Origin of the sequence: Streptacidiphilus sp. P02-A3a (genome assembly GCF_014084105.1) — a bacterium.
Classification (GTDB): Bacteria; Actinomycetota; Actinomycetes; order Streptomycetales; family Streptomycetaceae; genus Streptacidiphilus.
This window is the reverse complement of the sequence record NZ_CP048289.1, coordinates 2,689,534-2,711,096: the sequence shown is the minus strand read 5'-3', so window position 1 is coordinate 2,711,096 and position 21,563 is coordinate 2,689,534. Positions and strand designations below refer to the sequence as shown.

The following is a 21,563-nucleotide window of genomic DNA, read 5'->3' as shown; positions in this document are numbered from 1 at the left end:
CTAGAAGAAGCCGAGCTTCTTGGGCGAGTAGCTGACCAGGAGGTTCTTGGTCTGCTGGTAGTGGTCGAGCATCATCTTGTGGTTCTCCCGGCCGATGCCGGAGCCCTTGTAGCCGCCGAAGGCCGCGTGCGCCGGGTAGGCGTGGTAGCAGTTGGTCCACACCCGTCCGGCCTGGATCGCCCGGCCCGCGCGATAGGCGGTGCCGGCGTCGCGGGTCCACACTCCGGCGCCGAGGCCGTACAGCGTGTCGTTGGCGATCCGGATGGCGTCGTCGTAACCGGCGAAGGGGGCGACCGAGACGACCGGGCCGAAGATCTCCTCCTGGAAGATCCGCATCGCGTTGTTGCCCTCGAAGATCGTCGGCTGGACGTAGTAGCCGCCCGCGAGCGCGCCGGGCAGTTCCGCGCGCTCCCCGCCGGTGAGGATCTTCGCGCCCTCCTGCTGGCCGATGTCCAGGTAGGAGAGGATCTTCTCCAGCTGGTCGTTGGACGCCTGGGCGCCGATCATGGTGGTGGTGTCCAGCGGGTCGCCCTGGACGATCAGCCGGGTGCGCTCGACCGCCGCCTCCAGGAACTCGCGGTAGTGCCCCTCCTGGATCAGCGCCCGGGACGGGCAGGTGCAGACCTCGCCCTGGTTCAGCGCGAACATGGTGAAGCCCTCAAGGGCCTTGTCGAGGAAGTCGTCGCGGGCCGCGCTGACGTCGTCGAAGAAGATGTTGGGGCTCTTGCCGCCGAGCTCCAGGGTGACCGGCTTGATGTTCTCACTGGCGTACTGCATGATCAGCCGCCCGGTGGTGGTCTCGCCGGTGAAGGCGACCTTGGCGACCCGGGCGCTGGACGCCAGCGGCTTGCCCGCCTCGACGCCGAAGCCGTTGACGATGTTGAGCACGCCCGGCGGCAGCAGGTCGGCGACCAGGCTCAGCCAGTAGTGCACCGAGGCCGGGGTCTGCTCGGCGGGCTTCAGCACCACCGCGTTCCCGGCGGCCAGGGCGGGCGCGAGCTTCCAGGTGGCCATCAGGATCGGGAAGTTCCACGGGATGATCTGCGCGACCACGCCCAGCGGTTCGTGGAAGTGGTAGGCGACGGTGTCCTCGTCGATCTCCGCGAGCGAGCCCTCCTGGGCCCGGATCGCACCGGCGAAGTAGCGGAAGTGGTCGATCGCCAGCGGGATGTCGGCGGCCAGGGTCTCCCGGACCGGCTTGCCGTTCTCCCAGCTCTCGGCGACCGCCAGGGCCTCCAGGTTGGCCTCCATCCGGTCGGCGATCCGGTTCAGGATGTTGGCGCGGTCGGCGGCGGCGGTGCGTCCCCACGCCGGGGCGACGGCGTGGGCGGCGTCCAGCGCGCGCTCGACGTCCTCGGCGGTGCCCCGGGCGACCTCGCAGAAGATCTGGCCGGTGGACGGCGCCGGGTTCTCGAAGTAGCGGCCCTGGGCGGGCGCCACGTACTCGCCACCGATCCAGTGGTCGTAGCGCGCCTGGTAGGCCATCTTCGCGCCGGGCTCGCCCGGTGCTGCGTATCGGGCCATGGTGGGGACCTCCGTGGGACTCGACTGCCGCCCTCCGTTGGACGGTCAGGAGATACCCCGCAGGCTAGTTCGGGTGACGTTGCAGGTACGTTGCGTCAGCGAACCCCGGCTGGTCCGGCAGGCCGTAGTCGGCGCGCAGCTGGCGTACCCGCGCGGCGGCGACGGCCCGGTCCGGCGACTGCCGGGGGGCGATCAGCGCCAGCCGCTCCCACACCTGGAGGTCGCCGAAACCGCCGCGCTCGGCCCAGGCCCGGACCGGGGCCGGATCGGCGCAGCCGAGCGCCGCCGCCCGGAGCCTGGTGTCCAGCCAGCGGCGCTGCGCGCTCACCCCTGGCCCCTCCGAACTCGGCAGCAGCGGACCGGGGTAGGCGTCCACGGCGGCGCGCAGGTCCCCTCGTCGCAGCGCGTCGGCGACGTCCAGGAAGTCGGCGCGCACCGGCCGGGTCAGCCGGTAGGGGCGGGAGGCGATCAGGTCGCCGAGGATCCGGCGCAGCCGGGAGAGCTCGGCCCGGAGCGTGGTCGGGCAGGCCGGGCTCTCGTACAGCTGCTCCGACAACTGCTCGCCGGTGAGCCCGTCCTGATGCAGTATCAGCATCACCAGGATTTCGGTGTGGCGTCGACTGAGACGCAACTCCCTTTCCTGGAGCACTCCCTGATCCGACGTCTGAATCCGGAGCAGGCCCTCGTGCCGTCCGAGCGCGCGCAGGACGGCCGGGCCGCGCGGCTGCGGCAGCCACAGTTCGCCCTCGGCGGTCCTGGCCGCCGCCCGGACCAGGGCCAGACTGTGCGGGTTGGCGACGATGTCGCCGCCGGTGACGTCGACGACGCCGAGGATGCCGCCGGTGGCCGGGTCGTGGATGGGCGCGGCGGCGCAGGTCCACGGCTGCACCTGGTGCCGGAAGTGCTCGGTGGCGAAGATCTGCACCTCGTGGTCGAGGGCCAGCGCGGTACCGGGGGCGTTGGTCCCGGCGTGGGACTCGTCCCACTGCGCGCCCTCGACGAAGTTGATCCTGGCGGCCCGGGCGCGGGCGTCGCGGTCGCCCTCGACCCAGAGCAGGCGGCCCTCGGCGTCGGCGACCGCCATCAGGTGCTCGCCGTCCGCGGCGGCGGTGCCGACCACCTGCCGCAGCACCTCGATGACCCGGGCCAGCGGGTGCGCCGCACGGTACTCGGCCAACGCCCCGCCGCTGAGGGTGACCGGCGGTTCGGCGTCCTGGCCGACCGCGGCCTCGACCGAGCGCTCCCAGGAGCGGGCCACCACCTCACGCAGCCCCGGTACCGCACAGGGAAGTTGACGATCAATCAGGAATGCGGAATGGACGTGGCCGATCTCCCGCGCACGCGCCCGCGGATCCGCGCCGACCTCCGCCAGCCAGTTGCTGCCCATCTGCTCCCACCGCCGGACCACCGGCTTCGATACTGTCGCCGCCCGACCCCGGACGCAACGCCCCACGCGGCATTGACCGGGATCCGACAAGGATTCCGGCTGATGGGAGCAGATCGGACACGAATCTGAATGACTCCATGCAGCCTCTTGCGTGGCGACTACATGTATGCGAGATTCCCTCGGACAGGCGCATGACGCACAGAACGAGGTGGCCCCATGCAGAGTCCGGCATCCCTGTCCGTGGAGCACCGCTCCATCGACCAGATACCCGAGGACGAACGGCATGGCCGCCCGTCGAGCCTGTTCTCGGTCTGGTTCGCGGCGAACATGCAGGTCACCACGGTGGTCACCGGCGCGCTCGGGGTGATCCTGGGGCTGTCGCTGCCCTGGGCGCTGCTGGCGATCGTCGTCGGCAACCTGATCGGCGCGGTCTTCATGGCCCTGCACTCGGCCCAGGGCCCCAAGCTGGGCATCCCGCAGATGATCCAGAGCCGGGCCCAGTTCGGCTTCTTCGGCGCAATCATCCCGCTCATTCTTATCGTGGTTATGTATGTGGGCTTCTTTGCGACCAGCGCGGTGCTCGGCGGATCCGCGCTCGCCGCCTGGTGGGGCATCGGCACCACTCCGGCCACGGTCCTGGTCTCGGCGGTCTGCGCGGGGCTGGCGATCTTCGGGTACCAGCTGATCCACCAGGTGGAGCGGGTGATCAGCTGGCTCAGCGGGGCCGGGTTCCTGTTCCTCACCGTCCGGCTGTTCACCCAGCACAGCATCGGCTCGTCCTGGCACGCGGGGCACCCGCACGCCGGTACCTTCCTGCTGGTCGCCGCGATCGGCGCGACCTGGCAGATCACCTACGCGCCGTACGTCGCCGACTACTCGCGCTACCTGCCCGCCGACACCAGCACCCGGGCCACCTTCTGGTGGACCTACGCCGGGTCGGCCGTCAGCAGCATCTGGATGATGGCCTTCGGTTGCGTCGCGGTCTCCGTCGCCGCCACGCCCTTCGGCAACGGCTCGGTGTCCTTCGTGGTCGGCCTCGGCCCGTCCGGTACGCACTGGCTGTTCTCGCTGATCATCGTGCTCGGCATCATCGCGGTGAACGTGCTGAACCTCTACGGCATGTTCATGTGCGTGACCACGACGCTGACCGCGTTGTTCCCGATGAAGGTGCGCGGCGGGGTCCGGATCGCCTTCGTGCTCGGCTCTGCCGCCGTCGGCACGGTCATCGCGCTGGCCGGGAGTGCGAACTTCCTCAGCAACTTCGAGAACTTCATCCTCTTCCTGGCGTACTTCCTGATCCCGTGGACGGCGATCAACCTCGCCGACTTCTACCTGGTACGCAAGGAGCACTACGACATCGCGGCCATCTTCGACGCCGACGGCCGCTACGGCAGGTTCAACCCGCGCGCGGCGGCGGCCTACGGCATCGCCGTGCTGGCCGAGATCCCGTTCATGAACACCACCTTCTACACCGGGCCGCTGGTCGGGCACCTCGGCGGCGCCGACATCTCCTGGCTGATCGGACTGGTGCTGGCGGCCGTGCTCTACACCGTCACGATGCGCCCGGTGGTCCGCCGGGAACTCGCTGAGGCGGCGTCATCACCGCTGCCTGACAGCGGTGTTGCCGGTCAGAAATGACCGTCCTGGACCGTCGGCGGCGCCGTGGCCAGGCCGGTGGCCAGCGGCAGGGTGTGCGCGAAGGCAAGGTGGTGCTCGCGGTCGGTCCACTCCAGTTGCAGCGGCGACTCGGCGGGCAGCAGCCGCCTCAGGTCCACCCGGAACTGTTGCAGCTCGACCGGGGTCCGCGCGCTGACGGACAGGTACCCGGCCGCCGTCGGCACCTCGTCCGGCGCGAGCGCCAGCACCAGGGCCGAGGTCCGCGGCAGCGGCAGCCGGGGCAGCCGCAGCGGCGCGCTGAGGTCGAGGCCGTCGGCGGTCGACGGCCACGCCTTCACCCAGGCCGTGGCGTGGTACCAGCTGACCGCCCGGCCACCGGCACCGGCGGCGCTGGTGGTGCGCAGCCGCCGGTGGTGGGTCGCGTCCACCTCGGTCGGCCAGGGCGGGACCCCGGCATCCGCCCACTGGCCGTGGCCGGGGTCGTAGCGGGAGCGGATCAGCCCGGTCAGGGCGGCGTTGTCGAGGAAGCCCCGGATCGACAGGCCGCAGTCCGCGAGCTGGCGGCCCAGGTCCAGGGTGGCCCGCCCGGCGATCAGCGCCAGCCCGTCGCCGGACCGGTCGCGGGTCCCGCGCTCCCCCGCCGCCCGTCCGGCGGCGACCACCGCACGGGTCAGCGGCAGGGCGGCGACCAGGTGGACCCGGCTGGTGCGGCCCGGCGGGCGGCTGCTGATCAGGATCTGCAACCGGGTGAACGGCGAACCCGCGCCGGAGAGCCGGTCCAGCAGCAGCCGCAGCGTCGCGGCGGCGGCCGGCCCCGCGGCGTCCCGCGGGCCCTGGCGCGGGACGTCCGCCAGCAGCTCGCCGGACTCCGGGGTCAGCTCGACCACGGTGGTGGCGGTGCCGCGCTCGGGATGGACCAGCACCGCGAGCGGCTGGCCCAGCACCCGGGTCTCGTACCGCAGCAGGTGGCCGACGCCCGGCGGCGGCCCCTCCCGGACCAGCTCCGCCTCGGGTCGGCGGCCCCCGCGCGTGCCCGCCGCGTCGCTCGCCGCCCCGGGAACAGCCGTCCCCGGAACACCCCCATCCGGACCGGGCGGCTCACCCGGACCGGGCGCGGGCGGTTCGGTACGGGAGCGCCTGCTGTTCATCGGCGTGCCGCGCTCCTTCCCCCACCCGCATTCCGTCCCTGGGCCAGCACCTTCCCCGGTCGGGTGCGGGATACACCGTACCGATGCCACGTCAGTTGCCGCTGGTCCGGCCGACGAGCCGGGTGGAACTCGGGATGCGGCCCGCGCGGCCTCACCCGATGCTGGACCCATGGACAGTGCATACGAGGGCCACACCATCCGGGTCCGCCCCGCGGTGGACGCCGCCGCCCGCGAGCTGACGGCCCAGGTCTACGACCGGGACGGCCGCGCGGTGGGCGCCCACGTGCCGGTGGCGACCTGGACCCAGGTGGAGCTGCTGGAGGAGAAGTACCACGTACGGACGGAGACCACCCAGGTGGAGGCCGACGCCCGGCGGATCCTGGACGAGAACTCCGGCACCACGACGGCCTGACCCGGGGGCGGTCCGAGCGGTCCGGGTCAGGCCAGGGCCACGCCCTGGGACTTCAGCCAGCCGACCGGGTCGATGTCGGAGCCGTACTGCTCGGTCGTGTCCACCTCGAAGTGCAGGTGCGGGCCGGTGACGTTGCCGGTCGCCCCGGACCACCCGACGGTGGTCCCGGCGCCGACGGTCTGGCCGACCCTGACGTCGAACCGGGACAGGTGGGCGTAGAGGGTGTAGTCGCCGTCGGCATGGCGGATCTTGACCAGGTTGCCGTAGTCACCGCCCCAGCTCGCGAAGACCACCGTCCCGGCCGCGACCGCGTGCACCGGGGTACCGACGGCGACAGCCAGGTCCACACCGGTGTGGTGGCCGGCCAGCCACGGGCCGGGGGTGCCGTAGGCCTCGGAGACCGTCACCCGCCCACCGACCGGCGCGACCACGGCGCCGGTCCGGTGGTGGATGATGCTGCGGCCGAACTTCGGCAGGCCGGGCGCGGGCGCGGGGGCGGACGCGGTCCAGCTCAGCTGTTCGCCCGGGTGGATCAGGTTCGGGTCGGCGCCGATGACGGATCGGTTCTGCGCGTACAGCGGCTGCCAGCCACCGGGGACTCCCAGCTCCTGGGCGACGCCGGACAGCGTCTCCCCCGCGCGCACGGTGTGGCGGGCGGCCTTGGCCGGGGCGTGGACCGTCGCCTTCCGCTTCTGCGCGGCGGCGGGCTTGGCGGGGGCCTTCTTGGCCGTGGCCTTCTTCGCGGAGGTCTTCGGGGCGGAGGTCTTCGGGGCGGACGCGGGGCGGGCCGGGGTCGTCCCGGCGCCGTCGGCGCGGGTGAGGCCCGCGCGGACCGAGCAGACCGGCCAGGCGCCCGGCCCCTGGGCCTGTAGCACCCGCTGCGCGATCGCGATCTGCTCGGTCTCGCTGGCGAGGTTCGCGCTGGGCGCGTACCGGTCGCCACCGTAGGCGCTCCAGGTGGAGGCGGAGAACTGGAGACCGCCGGAGTAGCCGTTCCCGGTGGCCGTTGACCAGTCGCCGCTGGACTCGCAGGCGGCGACCTTCTCCCAGACGCTGGGCGCGGCGGCGTGCGCGGTGCCCGCGGTCAGCACGGGTATCGCCGCGCCGACGGCGGTCACCCCGGCGGCCTTGGCCAGGGCCCCGCCGTTGGTCGGCGCGGGTGGTCTGCGGTGACGCCCTTGTCCGGTTGCCATGGGGCGGTCTCCTTCAGGGTGAGGTGAGGTTCGCGGCACTCGTCCAGTTGAGTGAGACCTGTTGGTCGTGGGCCAGTCCGACGACGTAGGAGGCATGGCCGAACAATCCGAACGGACCTTGCGAGTACACGCCGACCACCGGCTGGTACGTCTCGCCGGACGGCGCGAGCTGCCAGCTGACGCCGTATCCGTCCTTGCCGCCGCCCGCCGGGATGGTGGCCACCCGGAGCGGGCCGGTCGGATCGGGCGGGGTGGAGACGTAGTAGAAGACGCGCTGCGGGTTGGCCGCGCTGGGCAGGACGGTGGTGGACTGGCGGGTGCCGTCGGGGGCGGTGTACCAGATCGCGGCGGCGGCGCTCGGGGGTGTGGGCGCGGCGGGTGCCGGAGGCGTCGTCGGCTGCGGGGTGGCGACGGGCCCGGGCGCGGAGGTCGGCGCGGGCGCGGGGGGCGCGGGGGCGGCGTAGGTCGGCGCGGGGGCGGCGGTGGTCGGCGCGGGGGCGGGGGTGGTCGGCGCGGGGGCGGGGGTGGTGGGAGCGGGGGCGGCGGGCGCGGGGGCAGCGTAGGTGGGTGCGGGGGCGTGGGTGGGGGCGGATGCCTGCGTGGGGGTGCGGGTGGGGGTCGGCGCGGGGGCGGACGTCCGGGGTGGGGCGGGCGCGGCGAGCGGGGTGGCGGTGGCGGTCGTCCGCGCGGGCGCGCTGGTCGGGGCGGAGGTGCGGGTGGGCGCGGAGGCGGCGACCGCGACCGGGGCAGCGGGGGTGGTCGGAGTCGGCGCGGGCCGGGTGGTGGTGGCGCGGGTCATCGGGATGCGCAGCCGCTCGCCCGGCCGGATCAGGTTCGGGTCGGGGCCGATCACCGCGCGGTTCTGCTGGTAGATCGACGGCCAGCCGCCGCCCACACTGAGGGCCCCGGCGATCTCGGTCAGGTTCTCGCCGGTCCGGACCACGTGGACGGCCCCGGCGGCGGGGTCACCGGCCGGGTGCGCGGCGGCCGGGTGCGCCGGGGCGGCGTGGGCCGCGTGGGCGGGCGCGGCCGCCGCGGCCGGGGTGGCCGCGGCGGCCAGCGGCAGCGCCGCGCCCGCGCCGGTCGCCGCCAGGGCTCCGAGCGCGGCCCGCTGCGGGGTCAGCACCGGGGTCGGCGGACGCCGGTGTCTGGCTGTGGACATCTGGCTCTCCTCTCGCTCGTGGTGCGGTGGCGGTCAGCGGGTCGGGTGGGCGGTCAGATCGCCGATCAGGGCCAGCGTCTCCGGGGAGAAGTCGCAGCCGAGGGCGGCGTTGACCTGCGCGAGCTGGTTGATGGTGGCGGCCAGGTGGTCCCGTTGGCCGGTGGTGGCGTACAGCACCATCAGCCCCCGGTGCAGGATCTCCGCCTCCGGGACGGCGGTGAGCCCGCTGTGCAGGGCGGCCTCGCAACCGGAGTAGTCGCCGCCCGCCAGGCGGCGCTTGGCGAGTTCGTGCGAGGCGTCGATGATCGCCGAGATCATGTCCTGCCGGTACGGCTCCGCCCACGGGTAGAGCCCGTACGCGGCGTCGAACGGTCGGCCGCGGACCAGGTCCAGGGCGCGGCGCAGGGCCGCGTCGGCGGCCGGGGTGCGCTGGTTCATGCCCTGCCGGTAGAGCTGCTGGAAGTCCGCCCAGTCGCTGGTGACGGCCGGGTGCAGGCGCCAACCGGCGGGCGGCAGGCAGAGGGTCCCGTCGGGCGCCTGGCCGAGCCAGTCCCGCAGCTTGCTGAACGCGGAGGCCCGGCTGCGCAGCGATCCCTGGCCCGCGCTGCTGCCAGGAAGCGCGACGTAGAAGGGACTTGGGGCCAGCACCGCGTCGACGTCCTGCGCGTTCGGATCCGGACGCAGCGTCAGCAGAGCTGCCAGTGCCGTCAGTTGGCTGACCCGGGAGGGGTCGGCGGTGCCGTTGACGGCGATCACCCGGACCTGACCGAGCAGCAGTACCCGGGGGCCCGCCGCCGACGGGGCGCCGCCGCGTTGTGCGGGGCTCGGGGCGCTGATGTCATAGCCCTGGGTGAGGGCGGTCAGCGGCATGACCCGTGGGTCGACCCGGCGGACCGGCGCGGGCGGTGTGGCCGGGGTGGTCGGCACCGCCGGCGGCGGGGAGTACAGCGGGCTGGGCGCACCGGGGGCGTCCGGGCCGATCAGCGGGACGGCGGTGACCGAGGTCGGGTCCGCGCCCACCGCTGCCTGGGCGTTGGCGGCCAGGACCGGGATGTAGAAGGGGTCGTTCTCGTGCAGGTCGGCCTCCAGCAGGCCGGGGCCCTCAGCGTCCCGCTGGTCGAGCTGGTAGCGCTCCGGGGCCTCGACCGACTCCGCGGCCGGTGTCTCCGCCGCGGTCTCGGCGGTCGCGGCGGGTTCGGTGAGTTCGGTGAGTTCCGCGGGCTCGGTCGGCGCGGTCGGGGTGGAGTCGGGGAAGTGTCCGGTCCACTCGGGCGGCAGGTCGGACGGCGGCAGTTGGCTGGTCTCCAGGACGCCCAGGGCGGAGGCGAAGTCCGCCTCGCTCATCCGCTGGAGTTCCACCGCGAACGGGAGGTTGCCCGCGATGCGGTAGTGGCCGGGGCGGGCGTCCAGGCGCCAGCCCGCACCCGGCGCGGCCGGGGTGACCGCGGCGATGCAGCGGTGTTCGCGCCCGGCGAGCACCCAGCCGAGTTCGTCCAACTGGTCCTGGTTCAGGGCCTGGTCGGTGCAGAGCAGCACCGACACCCAGGTGTCGGTGGCCACCCCCTGGGACCGCGCGTCCCTGGGATGCGACACCTGACATTCCGCCAGTGCCTGTTCCAGTGAGCTGCGGTGGGCGACCAGGTCGGCCAGGGCTTCCTCCGGCTGGTCCCGGGTGCGGACCCGGTCGATGCCGAGTCGGCCGACCAGCGGGGCGGCGCTGCCGAGGACGATCAGCCGCAGGTGGTCCGCTATCGGACTGGCCGCGAGTTCCGCGACCAGGGCGCGGGTGACCGAGGCCACCTCTTCCTGCGTCCCGTCCAGGTGGAGGTGGCGGACCGTCTCCAGATCCGCCAGCACCTGCACGTTGTCGGGGGTGCGGCCGAGGGTGACCAGGGCCGGGTAGGGCGCGGGGATCTCGGCGGCCTCGGCGGCGGAGAGCAGTTCCGCCTCGGCGGTGCGGCAGCGCCACATGCGTCCGTTGGGCGAGGCGGTGAACGGCGCCGGGGCCGGGGTGGACGAGGGCTCGATCAGGTAGAGGTCGATGGTGCCGCCCGGGCGCAGCGCCACCGCCGCCAGCGCGGGCAGTTGGCCGCCATGGGTCAGGCAGGTCAGCGCCAGGGTCCGCATGGTGCGGTCGAGCAGGTCGAGCCCGGAGGGGTCGGCCATGGCCCGCAGGTACGTCTCGTACTGCTGCTCCTCCATGGTGGGCATGGGGATCCGGCGGCGCGGCGGGCGGCGGCGCTGCTGGAGGATCCGGTTGCGGCGCAGCACGCCGAGCAGACCGGCGGCGAGCAGACCGCCGACGCCGATGGCGGGCAGCAGGATCAGGTCGTCGTCGCCGCTGTCCTGGTGCGTGGCCGAACCCGACGGCTGGGCCTGGACGGTGGTGGTGTCGGTGGGGTGCGTCACCGGCGCTCCGGCGGCTTCGGTGGCCGGGGCGGTGGCGTGGGCGGTCGGCGTGCTGTCGCCGGACCGCGGGGCGGCGGTGGGCTTGGTCTTGGGCGGCGTCTCGGACTTCGGCGGGGCGGTCCGGTGCGGGGTGGTCTGCGCCGGGGGCGACCCGGGGTGCGTCGGGGCGGTGGCGACCGGCGCGCCGCCGACGCCCGGGGGCAGCGCCAGCTGCTCGCCGGGGTGGATCAGGTCCGGGTCGGGGCCGATCTCGGTGCGGTTGGCCGCGTAGAGGGCGGGCCAGCCGCCGGGGACGTGGTGCTCCTCGGCGAGCGCACTGAGCGAGTCCCCGGACTGGACGGTGACCACGTCGGTGCTGTGGGCCGCCACCGCGCCGGGGGCGGCGCCGGGCGCGGCGGCGGGCGCGGCGGAGACGTCGGCCACGTCGTCGATGTCGGCTGCGGGCAGGACGGTGACCTGGGGCGCGGCGGTGATCGCGGCGTGCGCGACGGTCGGCTGAGGGGCGATGGCCGGTTGCGGCGCGGAGGCCGGTTGCGGCGCGGCGGCCTGTTGCGGCGCGGCGGCCTGTTGCGGCGCGGCGGTGATCGCGGCGCTGGTCACGGCGGCCGGGTGCGGCGCGGCGGCCGGGGCCTGAGCAGGGGCGTGATCGGAGGGCATGATGAGCTTCCAGCCGGGTTGGATCGTCCCCTCGGCGTGGAAGACCCGGCCCTGGGCGTCCATGACCCGGCCCTCGTTGAGCCGGGCGATGTCCTTCCAGCGTTCACCGCCGCCGAGTTGCGACTCGGCGATCGACCACAGCGACTCCGCCGGGCGGGTCGCCCGCACCGTGTAGGTGGTGTCGGCAACCCCGCTGACCGTAGCGCTGTCCGACTGGTGGTCGACCGAGGCCGTGGCGACCTGGGCCGGCGCGCTGGCCACCGTGGGCGCGACCGCGGGAGCGGTGGTGGCGGCGAACGCGCCGGTGGTCGGCAGCAGCGCGAAGATCGCGCCGATCAACCCGGCGGCGGTGCGCTGCGACCAGCCCAGCGCGGGCAGGCGACGGGGGATCCGGCCGCGCAGTTGCGCCGGGATCTCCACCAGCACGCTGACCGCGAAGCAACCCCAGGCGACCCAGCCGACCGCCACCAGCACCCAGGCGAACAGGCCCCCCTGGTCCGGACTGGTGAGCAGGGTGGAGACGCTCTCGTGCGCGGGCAACGGGTTGTTCCCGGCGAGCACCATCGTGCCGTAGAGCAGCCCGGCGGGCAGGGCGAGCAACAGCAGGGCGAGCAACAGCAGGCTGAGGGTGGCCCGCAGCAGGGTCGTCAACAGACCCGATCTGGGGCGCGGGAGCGGGAGTGGGCTCGCGGCGGCCCGGTTTCTGGTCATGGCTGCTGCTCCAGGTCGGGCGTCTGCTGGCCGGTGACGAGAGTGGCTTCCCCGTGGCCGCCGATCGCAAGGGTGTCGATACCGATGATCGAGAGCATCTTGGTCGAGTAGCTGGCGGTGACGGAGACTTCCAGAGTCCTCGGCCCGAGGCACGAGATGACCGGCTTCCCGGTCAAGGTCATCGAGGAGATCTTCAGCGTTGCCAGGTAGTTCCTGGCGGCCCCCTGGGCCGCTTTGCAGTTGATCTGAATCGACTTGCCGTTGACGGCGTCCGCCGCGTTGATCTGCTGGATCCCGGCACGGGCAGCCTCGTTGGCGTACTCGTCCACCTCGACCCCGGCGTTCAGACGCCCGCTGGCGTCGACCAGGAGGGCGATCGCCAGGACCATGCCGGTGACGGTGATCGCCACGAACAACGACAGCGCGCCGCGCTGCCCGTCGTGGCCGGTGACGCGACGACGGAGCGCAGCCATGGCGCGGTGCTGAAGCCGCCTCATCGCCCTGCTCCCTCCGGTAGCGAACACGTGGTGCCTGTTCTGGTCATTGCTGTGAGCGGTAGCTGTCGACAACGGCCGTGAAGCTGCTGCTGATCTCCACGCTGCCGGGAACTCCCGCCCACAGGATGGTGGTCAGCCCTACCGTGCAGTTGATCGTCGCAGTGACGGTGCCCGCTCGGCCCACTCCTGAACCGAAGTTCGTCTGAAGCGTCGGGTCCGGGCAGTTCAGCCCCGCGCCGCTGAGCGTGGCCCGTGCGGCCTGCACTCCTGCGGTTTCGGCGCCGGCCGGTGGGGCCATCGACGCCGCCCGGGCGGCGTCCCTGGTGGCCTCGGTCACCGTGCCCTGCACGGTCTGGATCCGACCGAAGGCGATGACCAGCGCCACGATCGCGATGAAGGCGGGTACGAGAATGGCCGCCTCGATCGCGACCGAACCGCGCTCGGTCTCAACTCGCCCTCGCTTCACGGCAGCCATGCCTCCTTCGGGCTGGTGACGGCAATGGTGATCTCCGGTCCGTCGAGCAACGGCAACACCGACTGCGCCCGGACGAAGACAGTGACCCGAACCTCGTTGGGTGCCACCGCCACCTCCTTGGACGGCCTGACCGTCAGGCCGTCCCCGTACGCACTCAGGATCTGGTCGGCGCGGTGCGCCCCGTCGTGGTAGCCCGACTGGTACGAGCGGGCCACACTCGCGCCGTCCCGCGCGGCCGTCAGTGCCACGGTCCGCGCCCACCACCACAGCGCGCCCTGCACCACCAGCACGACCAGCACCAGGATGACCGGGAAGACCAGGGCGAAACTGATGGACGTGGTGCCGCCGTCGTCCCCCCGCAGCCGGTCGAGGGCCGCGAGGGGACGCGACAGATGACGATGCGTCACTTGACGGTGACGACCGGGTCCGGGTTGTTCTTGATCTGCCCCGACAGGTTGTGGACCACAGTGGCGATCCCAGCCATGATGAGCAGCGCGAAGGCGATGACCGCGACGGTGATGATCGCCTGCTCGATCGAGACCGCCCCCTTCTCCCCTTCCTCGCGGGCCGCACGAGCCCGCGCGGTCACCTTGTAGTACGCGCTCGCTGCGATGACCACCTCTGGATGTGCCAACGACCTGTCCGCCAGCGTGTCCAGCTGGTTCTTCACGGTCTTCATTCCTCTGCTCCTCCATCGTGTGCGGGGTTGGTTCCATTCGTCAGATGCCGCCGCCACCGAACATCTCGGTCACGGCGGGGTAGGCGATGAGTACGGTCATCAGGAGCACCAGGACAGTGCCCGGGATGACCATGCGCTCGGACTCGACGGTGGCCCTGGCCTGGTCCGCCGAGAGCAGTTCCGAGCGCAGATTGTGGGCGCGGGCGCGCAGCGCGGTGTAGATGGAAGCGCCGTCGGTGCCGGACACCTGCATGATGTCCGCCAGGTCGGTCAGTGCGGTCAGGCCGAGCCGTTCACCGAGGGCGGTCAGGCCGACCCAGGGCGGCTGCCGGTCCAGCGCGGCGCTCTCCATCGCCGCCGCGAACTGCCGGAACACCGGCGAGCGGCCGACGGTGGCGGCGCGGCGCAGCGACTCGGCCGGGCCGTGGTCGGCGGCCCGCTCCATCGCCACCAGCTCCAGGTAGGCCGAGATGGCGTGCAGGTACTCGGTCCGTGCCTCCTCGGCCTGGCCCTTCAGGGTCCAGTCGGGCAGGAACCACAGCAGCGCGGCCAGCGCCAGCGCGCCGCCGACCGAAAGCAGCAGCGGCGGATGCAGGCCGAACAGCACCACGAACAGCTGGACGTACGGCGGGAAGGCGAGGCCGATCAGGGTGCACAGCGCCTTGGTCGCCATGAACCTGTTGGCGGTGCGTCCGGTCAGCGCGAGTTGCTGGTGCGGGATGCGTACCCCGGGCAGGCCCACCAGCGGCATGCCCAGGCGGTCCAGGAAGCCACCGTCGGCGACCGGTCGGGCGACACCGGAGGGGGCTTGCATCCGCTCCAGCACCGTGCCCAGGTCCGGTGGTGCGGGCCGGAGTTGGGAGATCATCAGGGCCAAGCCGAGGCCGACCACGGCTCCGGCGACGATCAGCCAGGTCAGTTCGGTCATCACTCACCGTCCGTTTCGCGGACCGGCGTGGTGCTCGGCTCCGGAAGCTTGACCGTGCTGCGCCGGTCGGGTTCGAGGAAGCGCGGCACCGGGCGGGAGACAGCCATGGACTGCATCCAGGCCACCACCGCGACCATCCCCGCGCCGATCACGACCAGCACCAACTCCCCGGTCGGGGTCTTGTAGGGGCGGATGTAGGAGGTGTCGAACGCGCCGCCGACGACCACCGCCAGGATCATCATGGTCAGCCAGCGGACGGTGACCCGGTGTTTGGCACGGTCCGCCTCGATGGCGCGGCGCTGGCGGACCTCCTCACGGACCGAGGCGGCGAGGTCGGCCAAGGCCTGGGCCAGGCCGGGGCCGTGGTCGTTGGCGCGGAGCACCAGCGCGGCGATGACCTTGTCCGCGGTGGCGTCGGCGAGTTCGTTGCCGAACACCCGCAGCGCGTCCTCCAGCCGCCAGCGGGCCAGCAGTCGGCCGGACAGGTCGGTGATCTCGTGTTCCAGCGCGGCGGGCGCGGTGTTGCGGCTGGTGCCGATCACCTGCTCCAGGCCGCCGCCGGCGACCAGCCGGTCCGAGAGCCGCTGGGTCCACTCGGCCAGGGCTTCGAGCCGGACGATCGGCCCGTCCTGGGCGCTGGTGGACGCCAGGAACCAGGGGATGACGAAGACCAGCGCGGGTACGATCAGCACCGCCAGCGGGATGCCGGTGGCCAGCCACCCCAGCGGGCCGCCGACGGCGGCGAGCACCAGTTGGATCCGGCGCTTGCGGACCATCTCCGGTGCCGGGACCCCGATCGTGCCGAACCAGAACCGGCGGGCGCGCAGCGCCGTCGCGCTGGGCGCCCCGGGCGCGGTGTCGGGCGAGCCGACGAAGAAGAGCACCAGGCAGACCAGGCCGAGGGCCAGGGCCACACCGGACAGCAGGTAGTCGATCATCGCCGGGCCCCGTTTCCGGTGACCCGCAGATCCAGCGGACGGCCCCAGGTGCCGTACGGGTTGTCCAGCAGCGCCGGGTCGAAGCCGACCCGGCGCAGGTCGTCCAGGCAGGCCGGGGGCGTGTTGGGGACGGCGCGCGGTTCGACGCCGCTCTGGTGCGGACCGAAGACGGTGTTCACCGACGGGCGGCCGTTCTCGCCGATGCCGGTGAGCTCCAGCACGTGCGAGACGAAGCGGTGCACCCGGCCGCCGATCGGGGTCTCGTCGACCAGCGACACGTGCACGATCAGGTGCACGCCGTTGGCCAGCAGCCGGTAGGCCAGGCCGTCGTTGATGTTGGCCCCGTACTCGGCGCACAGCTGGGCGACGCGGTCGGGCACCATGTACGGGGTCTGCGCGTGCATGGTGGCCATGCCGCCGACACCGTTGGTCATCGCCTGGAGCATCGGCATGACCTCGCGGGAGCGGACCTCGCCGACGATGATCCGCGACAGCGACATCCGCAGCGCGGCGGGCATCAGTTCGGTCAGCGTCAGCTCCCCCGACGGACGGCCGTCGATCCGCTCGCCGTTGCCCTGGCGCTCCTCGATCGGCACCACCTGCCGCAGGTGGCCGAGGGTGTGCAGCCAGAGCTCGTACTCGGACTCCATGGTCGCCACCCGCTCGTCCGCCGGGATCTCGGCGGCCAGCGCCCGCAGCAGCGAGGTCTTCCCGGCCCGCTGCACCCCCGTGACCAGGATGTGCTTGCGGGCCCTGACCGAGGCCGAGAGGAACGCGGCGAGGGTGGAGTCGACGCTGCCGAGCCGGACCAGGTCGCCCAGGGTGGCCGAGGCCACCCGGTGGCGGCGGATGGTCACGAACGGCCTCGGGGTGACGCCGGTCATCACCTGGACGCGCATCCCGCCGTCCAGTCGCATGGCCAGGTTCGGGCTGGAGGTGGAGAGCGAGCGCTCGCCGCCGCCGTGCCGCCGTGCCAGGTCCTGGAGCAGTTCCACCAGTTCCTCGTCGCTGTCGGCGATCGGCGGGACCTGCCGCAGCGGTTCGTTGACCCGGAGCACGGAGACGTTGTCGCAGCCGTTGATGTAGATGTCCTCGACGAGTTCGTCGTCCAGGTAGGGCTGGAGCCGTCCGGCCCGGAACATCAGGTCGAACACCGCGTCGGCGAGGGCCCGGTCCATCTCCCGGGTAGGTGACAGGCCGTGGGTCTGGGCGTAGACGTCGGACCAGCGGGCGACCACGCTCTCGATCACGGCCCGGCCGCGCTGGCGGCGGCTCTCCTGGTCGCCCGGGGTGTCCCCGGCCGACTGCTCGTGCAGCTCGTCCTGGACCAGTTTGCGGACCTGGCGGACGGCGGCGTAGTCCACCGGCGACTGCGGCTGCGGCGGCCGGGACTGCGGCTGGGTCCGGGCCAACGGCGCGGCCAGCAGCCGGGACGACGGCGGGGTGCCGTAGCCGGGGGGCGGGGTGCCGTAGCCCGGCGGCGGCGCGGCGGTCCCGGCGTGGCGCCCCCCGGGCTGCGGCTGCTGCTGTTGCGGCTGCGGCTGTTGCGGTACGGACTGCTCGGGCTGCTGCACCGGCGGCAGGGTGATCGGTGCCAGCGGCAGGTGGTTAGCGCGCATGGCTCACCGCCTGCGGGCGCAGCTCACCGGTCGGTCCGGCGGAGGGGACCGGCGCGGTCGGCATCGGCCTGGGGGCCGCCGGGGAGGGCGGCACCGGCCCGGGGTAGGGGCCGCTCATCGGTCCGGGCTGCGGCCCCTGGCCCCGGCCCGGCAGCGGCGCCGACGCGGGAACCGGACCGGTGGCCGGAACCGTTGCCGGAGCCGTGTTCTGATCATCCGTCAGCAAGGGAACCCCTGACTGATGTTGGGTCAGCTTCGCTCGGCGACGCGTGACTTGGGAACGCACCTCGTCAATGACGGTGCGCGAGGCGCGCAGCAGTGGCGAGCGGACGAAGCGCCGGTCGTGGCTGTTGCCGCCGTCGGAGAGCACCTCGGCGACGGCCGGTGCGTACGGCAGCAACCCGACCACCGGCGCGCCCAGTTGGGCGCTGACGTCGGACGCCTTGTACGGGCCCTGCTCGACCAGGACCAGGCCGAGGGTCTCCGCGCCGCGGCCGTGCGTGTCCAGGTCGGCGCGCAGGGCCGTGATCCGGGGGTGGGCGGCGGTCAGCGAACGCAGCGTGGAGCGGGCGACCACCAGCACCGCGTCGGCGCGCCGGGCGAGCACCGCGCTGGGCCCGGTGGCGCCGGAGCGTCCGAGGTCCACCAGCACGTCCACGCCCTGGCCCTCAAGGGCGACCAGCAGGTTCGCCAGCGGCTCCCAGACGTAGGCCAGGCCCGAGTACTGGGCCGGGTCGCTCACTCCGGGCAGCAGCAACCGGTCCGCGGTACCGCCCGGGGAGACGTCGGTGAGCTGGGTCATCAGGGTCTGCGCGAGCTGGCCCTGCCGGTCCGCGACCCCGAGCTGGCCCAGGCCCCGGCTGGCGTCCAGGCGGCCCTCCAGCGCACCGGAGAGGATCACCCCGCCGTCCGGGTCGCACTCGGCGAGCAGCACCCGCCGGCCTTCCTGCAACGGCCAGGCGTGCAGCAATGCCAGGGCGGTGACGGTCGCGCCCGGAGCACCGTGGCCGCCGACGACTGCGAACAGGGCCATCTCAGCCGCCCCCCTGCGGAGCGAACACCACGGTGAACCCGCCCGAGGCGGCGAGCACCGCCAACAGCGAGGCCTGGGACTGCGGCAGCGCCACATCCACCACGGTCGTCCCGTCGCTGTCCTGGTCGCCGATGCTGATCACCGTCGCCGCGGTCTGCGTGCCGACCGCCGGGAGGGTCGTGCCACCGCTGTCCGAGCTACCGCTGCCGCTGCCCGTGGCGACGACCATGATCTTGTCGCCCGGTTGCAGTGCGACTGCCGGGAGCTGGGTGTCCTTGGTGGGCAGACCCACCACCTGCTCACCGGCCTGCACCAGCGAGGAGTGGGTGACGTCGGTGGCGGTCAGGAACTGACCGCGCATCAGGTCGGCGGTGGCCCGCATGCCGACCACGTTCTCCAGGCTGGCCGCGCCCACCGGTTGCAGCGACGGGTCCAGCGAGATGTGCGCCACGACCAGGTCACCGGCCGAAATCGTCTGCCCGGCCGGTACGTTCTGGGCGAGCGCGAGCACCGCGCTGCGCTGACCGGTCGCGTTGTAGAGGACCGCGCCGCCCAGCCCGCCGGTCGCGACCAGGGCGACCGCGAGCGCGAGTACGGCGGGGCTGCGCCGCCGGGCCCGGGGGGCACGCGGGGGCGCGGGAGCGGAGGCGGTGGCCGCGCCGGGAAGCGGTGGGAGTGTCGTCGTCACGGTGTCTCCTGGGGCGTTACGTTCAGGGCCTGCGCCTGGTCGATGGTGAGGGTGATCTGCGTCGCCGCCGTCATCGGTATCGGTACCGGCTGGCTGATCCCGATGTTGCTCTGCCAGGTGACGCCCCAGTGGGCGGTCGCGGTCACGGTGTGCCGGCCGCTGGTGGCGAAGCCGGAGGCGAAGCCGCAGACCGGCGCCTCCAGGCCGTCCCTCGCCTGGTACGCGGTGGTCACGTTGTTGCAGCTGAAGTCGCCGCCGCCGGTGTTCCAGGTGATGTGCCCGAGGCTGACCTTCATCGTCACCTTGACGTTGCCCGCACGGCCGTAGAGGTCGGGCATGGACAGCTTGCTGGTGGCCCACAGCCACACCGGCAGCCCCACCAGGCCCCTGCCCTGGGCGCTGGGTGCCGAGTCGATGGTGAGCGCGGGGATCTTGAGTGTCTTGAGCATGTCCGCCGCGATCTGACCGGGGCTCTCCTGCGCGGGCTGCCCGGGCGGCGGGGTGGGCAGGTAGGCGAGGTAGTACTCCTGCCCGGCCGCCCCGCCGGTGTAGGGGCAGTACTCCCAGTAGATGGCCCCGCCGTCGGCCGGGTTGTGGCCGTACCAGACCGTCGCGCTGGCCGGGGGCTGCGGATCGTCCAGCGAGTCGTAGCAGGCGACGCCGTCCCAGTCGCCGTAGCCGGGCAGCATGCAGGACACCGGGTTGCCCTGGTACGAACAGACGGGCTTGCCGCCCTTGTTACCACCGCCACCGCCACCGCCGCTGCCGGAGGACGGCGGGGTGGAGGCGCTGATGGTGCAGACCCCGGTAACCGGGTCGCAGCTGCCGCCGCCACCGCCGCCACCCGAGGCACTGGCGCTGGGCGCGGCCAGCACCCCGAACAGCAGCGCGCACGCCGCTGTCACCGTCGCTGCCCCGGCCCGACCGGAGATGAGCTGTCGAGTCAGCACGGCTTGCTCCTGTTCACTTCGGTTTCGGTGATCCGCCAGCCGTCCTGCCCCAGTTGCGCCTGGGAGACGGAGAGGAAGCTGCTCCGGGTGGAGGGGGCGGTGATGTCCTTGCCGGTGAACTGGTCGACCATGTGCCAGCCGCTGACGTTCATGCAGTCGGTGATCGTGGCGGTGGGCGGTCGGCTGTTCAGGTCGAGGGCGGTCACCTTCGGGTCCAGCTGCGGCAGTCCGACCATCCGCCAGCCGTTGGCGGCGTCCTGGCCGACACCGGAGGTGATCGAGATCAGCGCCGTCCCGGCGGCGTAGTCGCCGAGGGAGACGTTCTGCATGGTGCCGCTGTCCTCGGCGGTGACCTGCGCCTGGCGCATGCCGGTGTAGATGGCGAGGATCTCCGTGGTCGCGGCCTGCGCCGGATCCGGTGTCGGGCTCGCGGTCGGCGAGTCGGCCGCGGGCGGGGCCGAGCCGACCTGCGCGACCTGGCCGGACTGGGCGCAGCCGGTGAGCGCGAACAGCGCGCAGATCACCGGCGGCAGCCCACGCCGCAATTGACGGGTCATCATTTTTGGTCCTCCTCGCCCCTGTTACGGCGCAGCGCGTCCCGGAGCGCGGCGGGGAGGGCGTCCACGGGGAGAACTCCGCGGCCCGCGGCCCGGTTTCGCAGGTGCACCGACCCCGTCCCCGGGGCGAACCGGGCCAGGGTGAGCACCGTGCCCTCCGGCTGGTACGTGGAGGAGTGGTGCAGCGCCTCCGGTGTGAGCACCGCGGGCGCTCCCGGCAGCCCGTCCCGCAGTTGCGCGGTGACCGCCTCCGCCCAGCAGTGCTCGCCCGGTCCGCCTCGGCCGCGCCAGCCGGCGATCGGCCGGATCTGGCCCCACAGTGACGCACCGTCGGCCAGCAGCCGGTCGGTGCCGGTGCCGACCTGTTCCGGAGCGGCCTCGGTGAGCAGTTCCCAGGCCCGCGCCTCGGCCTCGACGTCGACCATGAGCAGCCTGGCCGGAGCCGCCGCGCGGCCGATCGCGTGGGTGATCCACTCCCAGCGCACGCCGAGCAGGTGCGCCAGCCGCAACGGCAGCCCGGGCGCGGTGAGGTACAGCTGTTCGTCGCCACCGAGCGCCAACTGCCCAGTGGCGTAGACGATCAGGCTGCGCGCGGCGGCGTCGGCGGCGGTCTTCAGACCGGCCAGCAGACTGTCGGCGTCACGGCCGTCCGGGGTGGCCACCCGGCACTGGGTGGGGCCGTCGAACAGGCCGGTGGGCAGGGCGATGCTCATCGCCGCCAGCCGGGAGACGTACCGCTCCGGGCTGAGCCGGGTGCGGGCGGCACTGGTGGGGAGCAGCAGCACGATCCGGTGCGGCGGGGCGACCTGTCGGCTCGGCGCGGCCGTCCGGTCGTCGGCGTCGGGGGCGCGCCAGCCGAAGCTCGCGGTACCGGTACTGTCCATCGGCTGCTCCTCCCTTCCTGCCTCGGCCGGGTCGGTCTCGGTCGGGTCCTGCGTGATCGGGGGCGGGTGGGTCGTGTGTGGTCGGACGCGGGTCC

At 73.2% G+C, this 21,563-nt stretch carries 20 protein-coding genes; 2 read left to right on the top strand and 18 right to left on the bottom strand.

Features of this window, described 5'->3' with window-relative positions:
- Positions 1–1,524, bottom strand: a complete 1,524-nt coding sequence (locus GXP74_RS12225; RefSeq protein ID WP_182451510.1) for an aldehyde dehydrogenase family protein — start codon at positions 1,522–1,524, stop codon at positions 1–3.
- A 64-nt stretch (positions 1,525–1,588) separates the two neighbouring features.
- Positions 1,589–2,911, bottom strand: a complete 1,323-nt coding sequence (locus tag GXP74_RS12220) for a GAF domain-containing protein (protein ID WP_182451509.1) — start codon at positions 2,909–2,911, stop codon at positions 1,589–1,591.
- A 216-nt stretch (positions 2,912–3,127) separates the two neighbouring features.
- On the opposite strand from GXP74_RS12220, the gene GXP74_RS12215 reads away from it, so the two are divergent.
- Entirely contained in the window at positions 3,128–4,549 is a 1,422-nt protein-coding gene (locus GXP74_RS12215) for a cytosine permease (protein ID WP_182451508.1), read from the top strand.
- Here GXP74_RS12215 and GXP74_RS12210 read toward each other — a convergent pair.
- Positions 4,540–5,676 (bottom strand): hypothetical protein, encoded by a 1,137-nt coding sequence (locus GXP74_RS12210; RefSeq protein ID WP_182451507.1) that lies wholly within the window; start codon positions 5,674–5,676, stop codon positions 4,540–4,542. The genes GXP74_RS12215 and GXP74_RS12210 overlap by 10 nt on opposite strands.
- A gap of 169 nt (positions 5,677–5,845) precedes the next feature.
- Here GXP74_RS12210 and GXP74_RS12205 point away from each other — a divergent pair, with 169 nt between their 5' ends.
- Positions 5,846–6,088 carry a hypothetical protein gene (locus GXP74_RS12205; protein WP_182451506.1) on the top strand — a complete coding sequence of 81 codons (243 nt, stop codon included), beginning with the start codon at positions 5,846–5,848 and terminating at the stop codon, positions 6,086–6,088.
- A gap of 26 nt (positions 6,089–6,114) precedes the next feature.
- Here the strand turns inward: GXP74_RS12205 and GXP74_RS12200 are convergent, their stop codons facing one another.
- The 15 genes from GXP74_RS12200 to GXP74_RS12130 form a co-directional block, all read right to left on the bottom strand.
- Positions 6,115–7,281 (bottom strand): peptidoglycan DD-metalloendopeptidase family protein, encoded by a 1,167-nt coding sequence (locus GXP74_RS12200; protein ID WP_182451505.1) that lies wholly within the window; start codon positions 7,279–7,281, stop codon positions 6,115–6,117.
- Positions 7,282–7,294: 13 nt separating this feature from the next.
- On the bottom strand, positions 7,295–8,443 hold the full coding sequence (locus tag GXP74_RS41810; RefSeq protein WP_182451504.1) for a LysM peptidoglycan-binding domain-containing protein: 1,149 nt from the start codon (positions 8,441–8,443) through the stop codon (positions 7,295–7,297).
- Between the two features lie 33 nt (positions 8,444–8,476).
- Positions 8,477–12,160 carry a LysM peptidoglycan-binding domain-containing protein gene (locus GXP74_RS12190; protein WP_182451503.1) on the bottom strand — a complete coding sequence of 1,228 codons (3,684 nt, stop codon included), beginning with the start codon at positions 12,158–12,160 and terminating at the stop codon, positions 8,477–8,479.
- Positions 12,161–12,216: 56 nt separating this feature from the next.
- Positions 12,217–12,693, bottom strand: coding sequence for a hypothetical protein (locus GXP74_RS12185; RefSeq protein ID WP_182451502.1), 477 nt, complete (start codon positions 12,691–12,693; stop codon positions 12,217–12,219).
- 67 nt (positions 12,694–12,760) lie between these two features.
- The gene (locus GXP74_RS12180; protein WP_182451501.1) at positions 12,761–13,192 is read right to left on the bottom strand and encodes a TadE/TadG family type IV pilus assembly protein; all 432 of its coding nucleotides are present in this window, start codon (positions 13,190–13,192) and stop codon (positions 12,761–12,763) included.
- Positions 13,180–13,599, bottom strand: coding sequence for a TadE/TadG family type IV pilus assembly protein (locus tag GXP74_RS12175; protein WP_182451500.1), 420 nt, complete (start codon positions 13,597–13,599; stop codon positions 13,180–13,182). The genes GXP74_RS12180 and GXP74_RS12175 overlap by 13 nt, the downstream gene beginning before the upstream one ends.
- The gene (locus GXP74_RS12170) at positions 13,596–13,871 is read right to left on the bottom strand and encodes a hypothetical protein (protein ID WP_182451499.1); all 276 of its coding nucleotides are present in this window, start codon (positions 13,869–13,871) and stop codon (positions 13,596–13,598) included. Before GXP74_RS12170 ends, GXP74_RS12175 begins: the two co-directional genes overlap by 4 nt.
- A gap of 40 nt (positions 13,872–13,911) precedes the next feature.
- Positions 13,912–14,799, bottom strand: a complete 888-nt coding sequence (locus GXP74_RS12165; protein ID WP_182451498.1) for a type II secretion system F family protein — start codon at positions 14,797–14,799, stop codon at positions 13,912–13,914.
- On the bottom strand, positions 14,799–15,737 hold the full coding sequence (locus GXP74_RS12160; RefSeq protein ID WP_182451497.1) for a type II secretion system F family protein: 939 nt from the start codon (positions 15,735–15,737) through the stop codon (positions 14,799–14,801). Before GXP74_RS12160 ends, GXP74_RS12165 begins: the two co-directional genes overlap by 1 nt.
- Positions 15,734–17,356: a CpaF family protein gene (locus tag GXP74_RS12155; RefSeq protein WP_182451496.1), complete on the bottom strand. Its 1,623-nt coding sequence runs from the start codon at positions 17,354–17,356 to the stop codon at positions 15,734–15,736. Before GXP74_RS12155 ends, GXP74_RS12160 begins: the two co-directional genes overlap by 4 nt.
- Positions 17,346–18,389 (bottom strand): hypothetical protein, encoded by a 1,044-nt coding sequence (locus GXP74_RS12150; RefSeq protein WP_182451495.1) that lies wholly within the window; start codon positions 18,387–18,389, stop codon positions 17,346–17,348. The genes GXP74_RS12155 and GXP74_RS12150 overlap by 11 nt, the downstream gene beginning before the upstream one ends.
- 1 nt (position 18,390) lies before the next feature.
- Positions 18,391–19,077, bottom strand: a complete 687-nt coding sequence (locus tag GXP74_RS12145) for an SAF domain-containing protein (RefSeq protein ID WP_182451494.1) — start codon at positions 19,075–19,077, stop codon at positions 18,391–18,393.
- Entirely contained in the window at positions 19,074–20,027 is a 954-nt protein-coding gene (locus GXP74_RS12140) for a hypothetical protein (protein WP_182451493.1), read from the bottom strand. Before GXP74_RS12140 ends, GXP74_RS12145 begins: the two co-directional genes overlap by 4 nt.
- Positions 20,021–20,587, bottom strand: a complete 567-nt coding sequence (locus GXP74_RS12135) for a hypothetical protein (RefSeq protein WP_182451492.1) — start codon at positions 20,585–20,587, stop codon at positions 20,021–20,023. Before GXP74_RS12135 ends, GXP74_RS12140 begins: the two co-directional genes overlap by 7 nt.
- Positions 20,584–21,468, bottom strand: coding sequence for a hypothetical protein (locus GXP74_RS12130; RefSeq protein WP_182451491.1), 885 nt, complete (start codon positions 21,466–21,468; stop codon positions 20,584–20,586). The genes GXP74_RS12135 and GXP74_RS12130 overlap by 4 nt, the downstream gene beginning before the upstream one ends.
- Positions 21,469–21,563 lie beyond the last annotated feature (95 nt).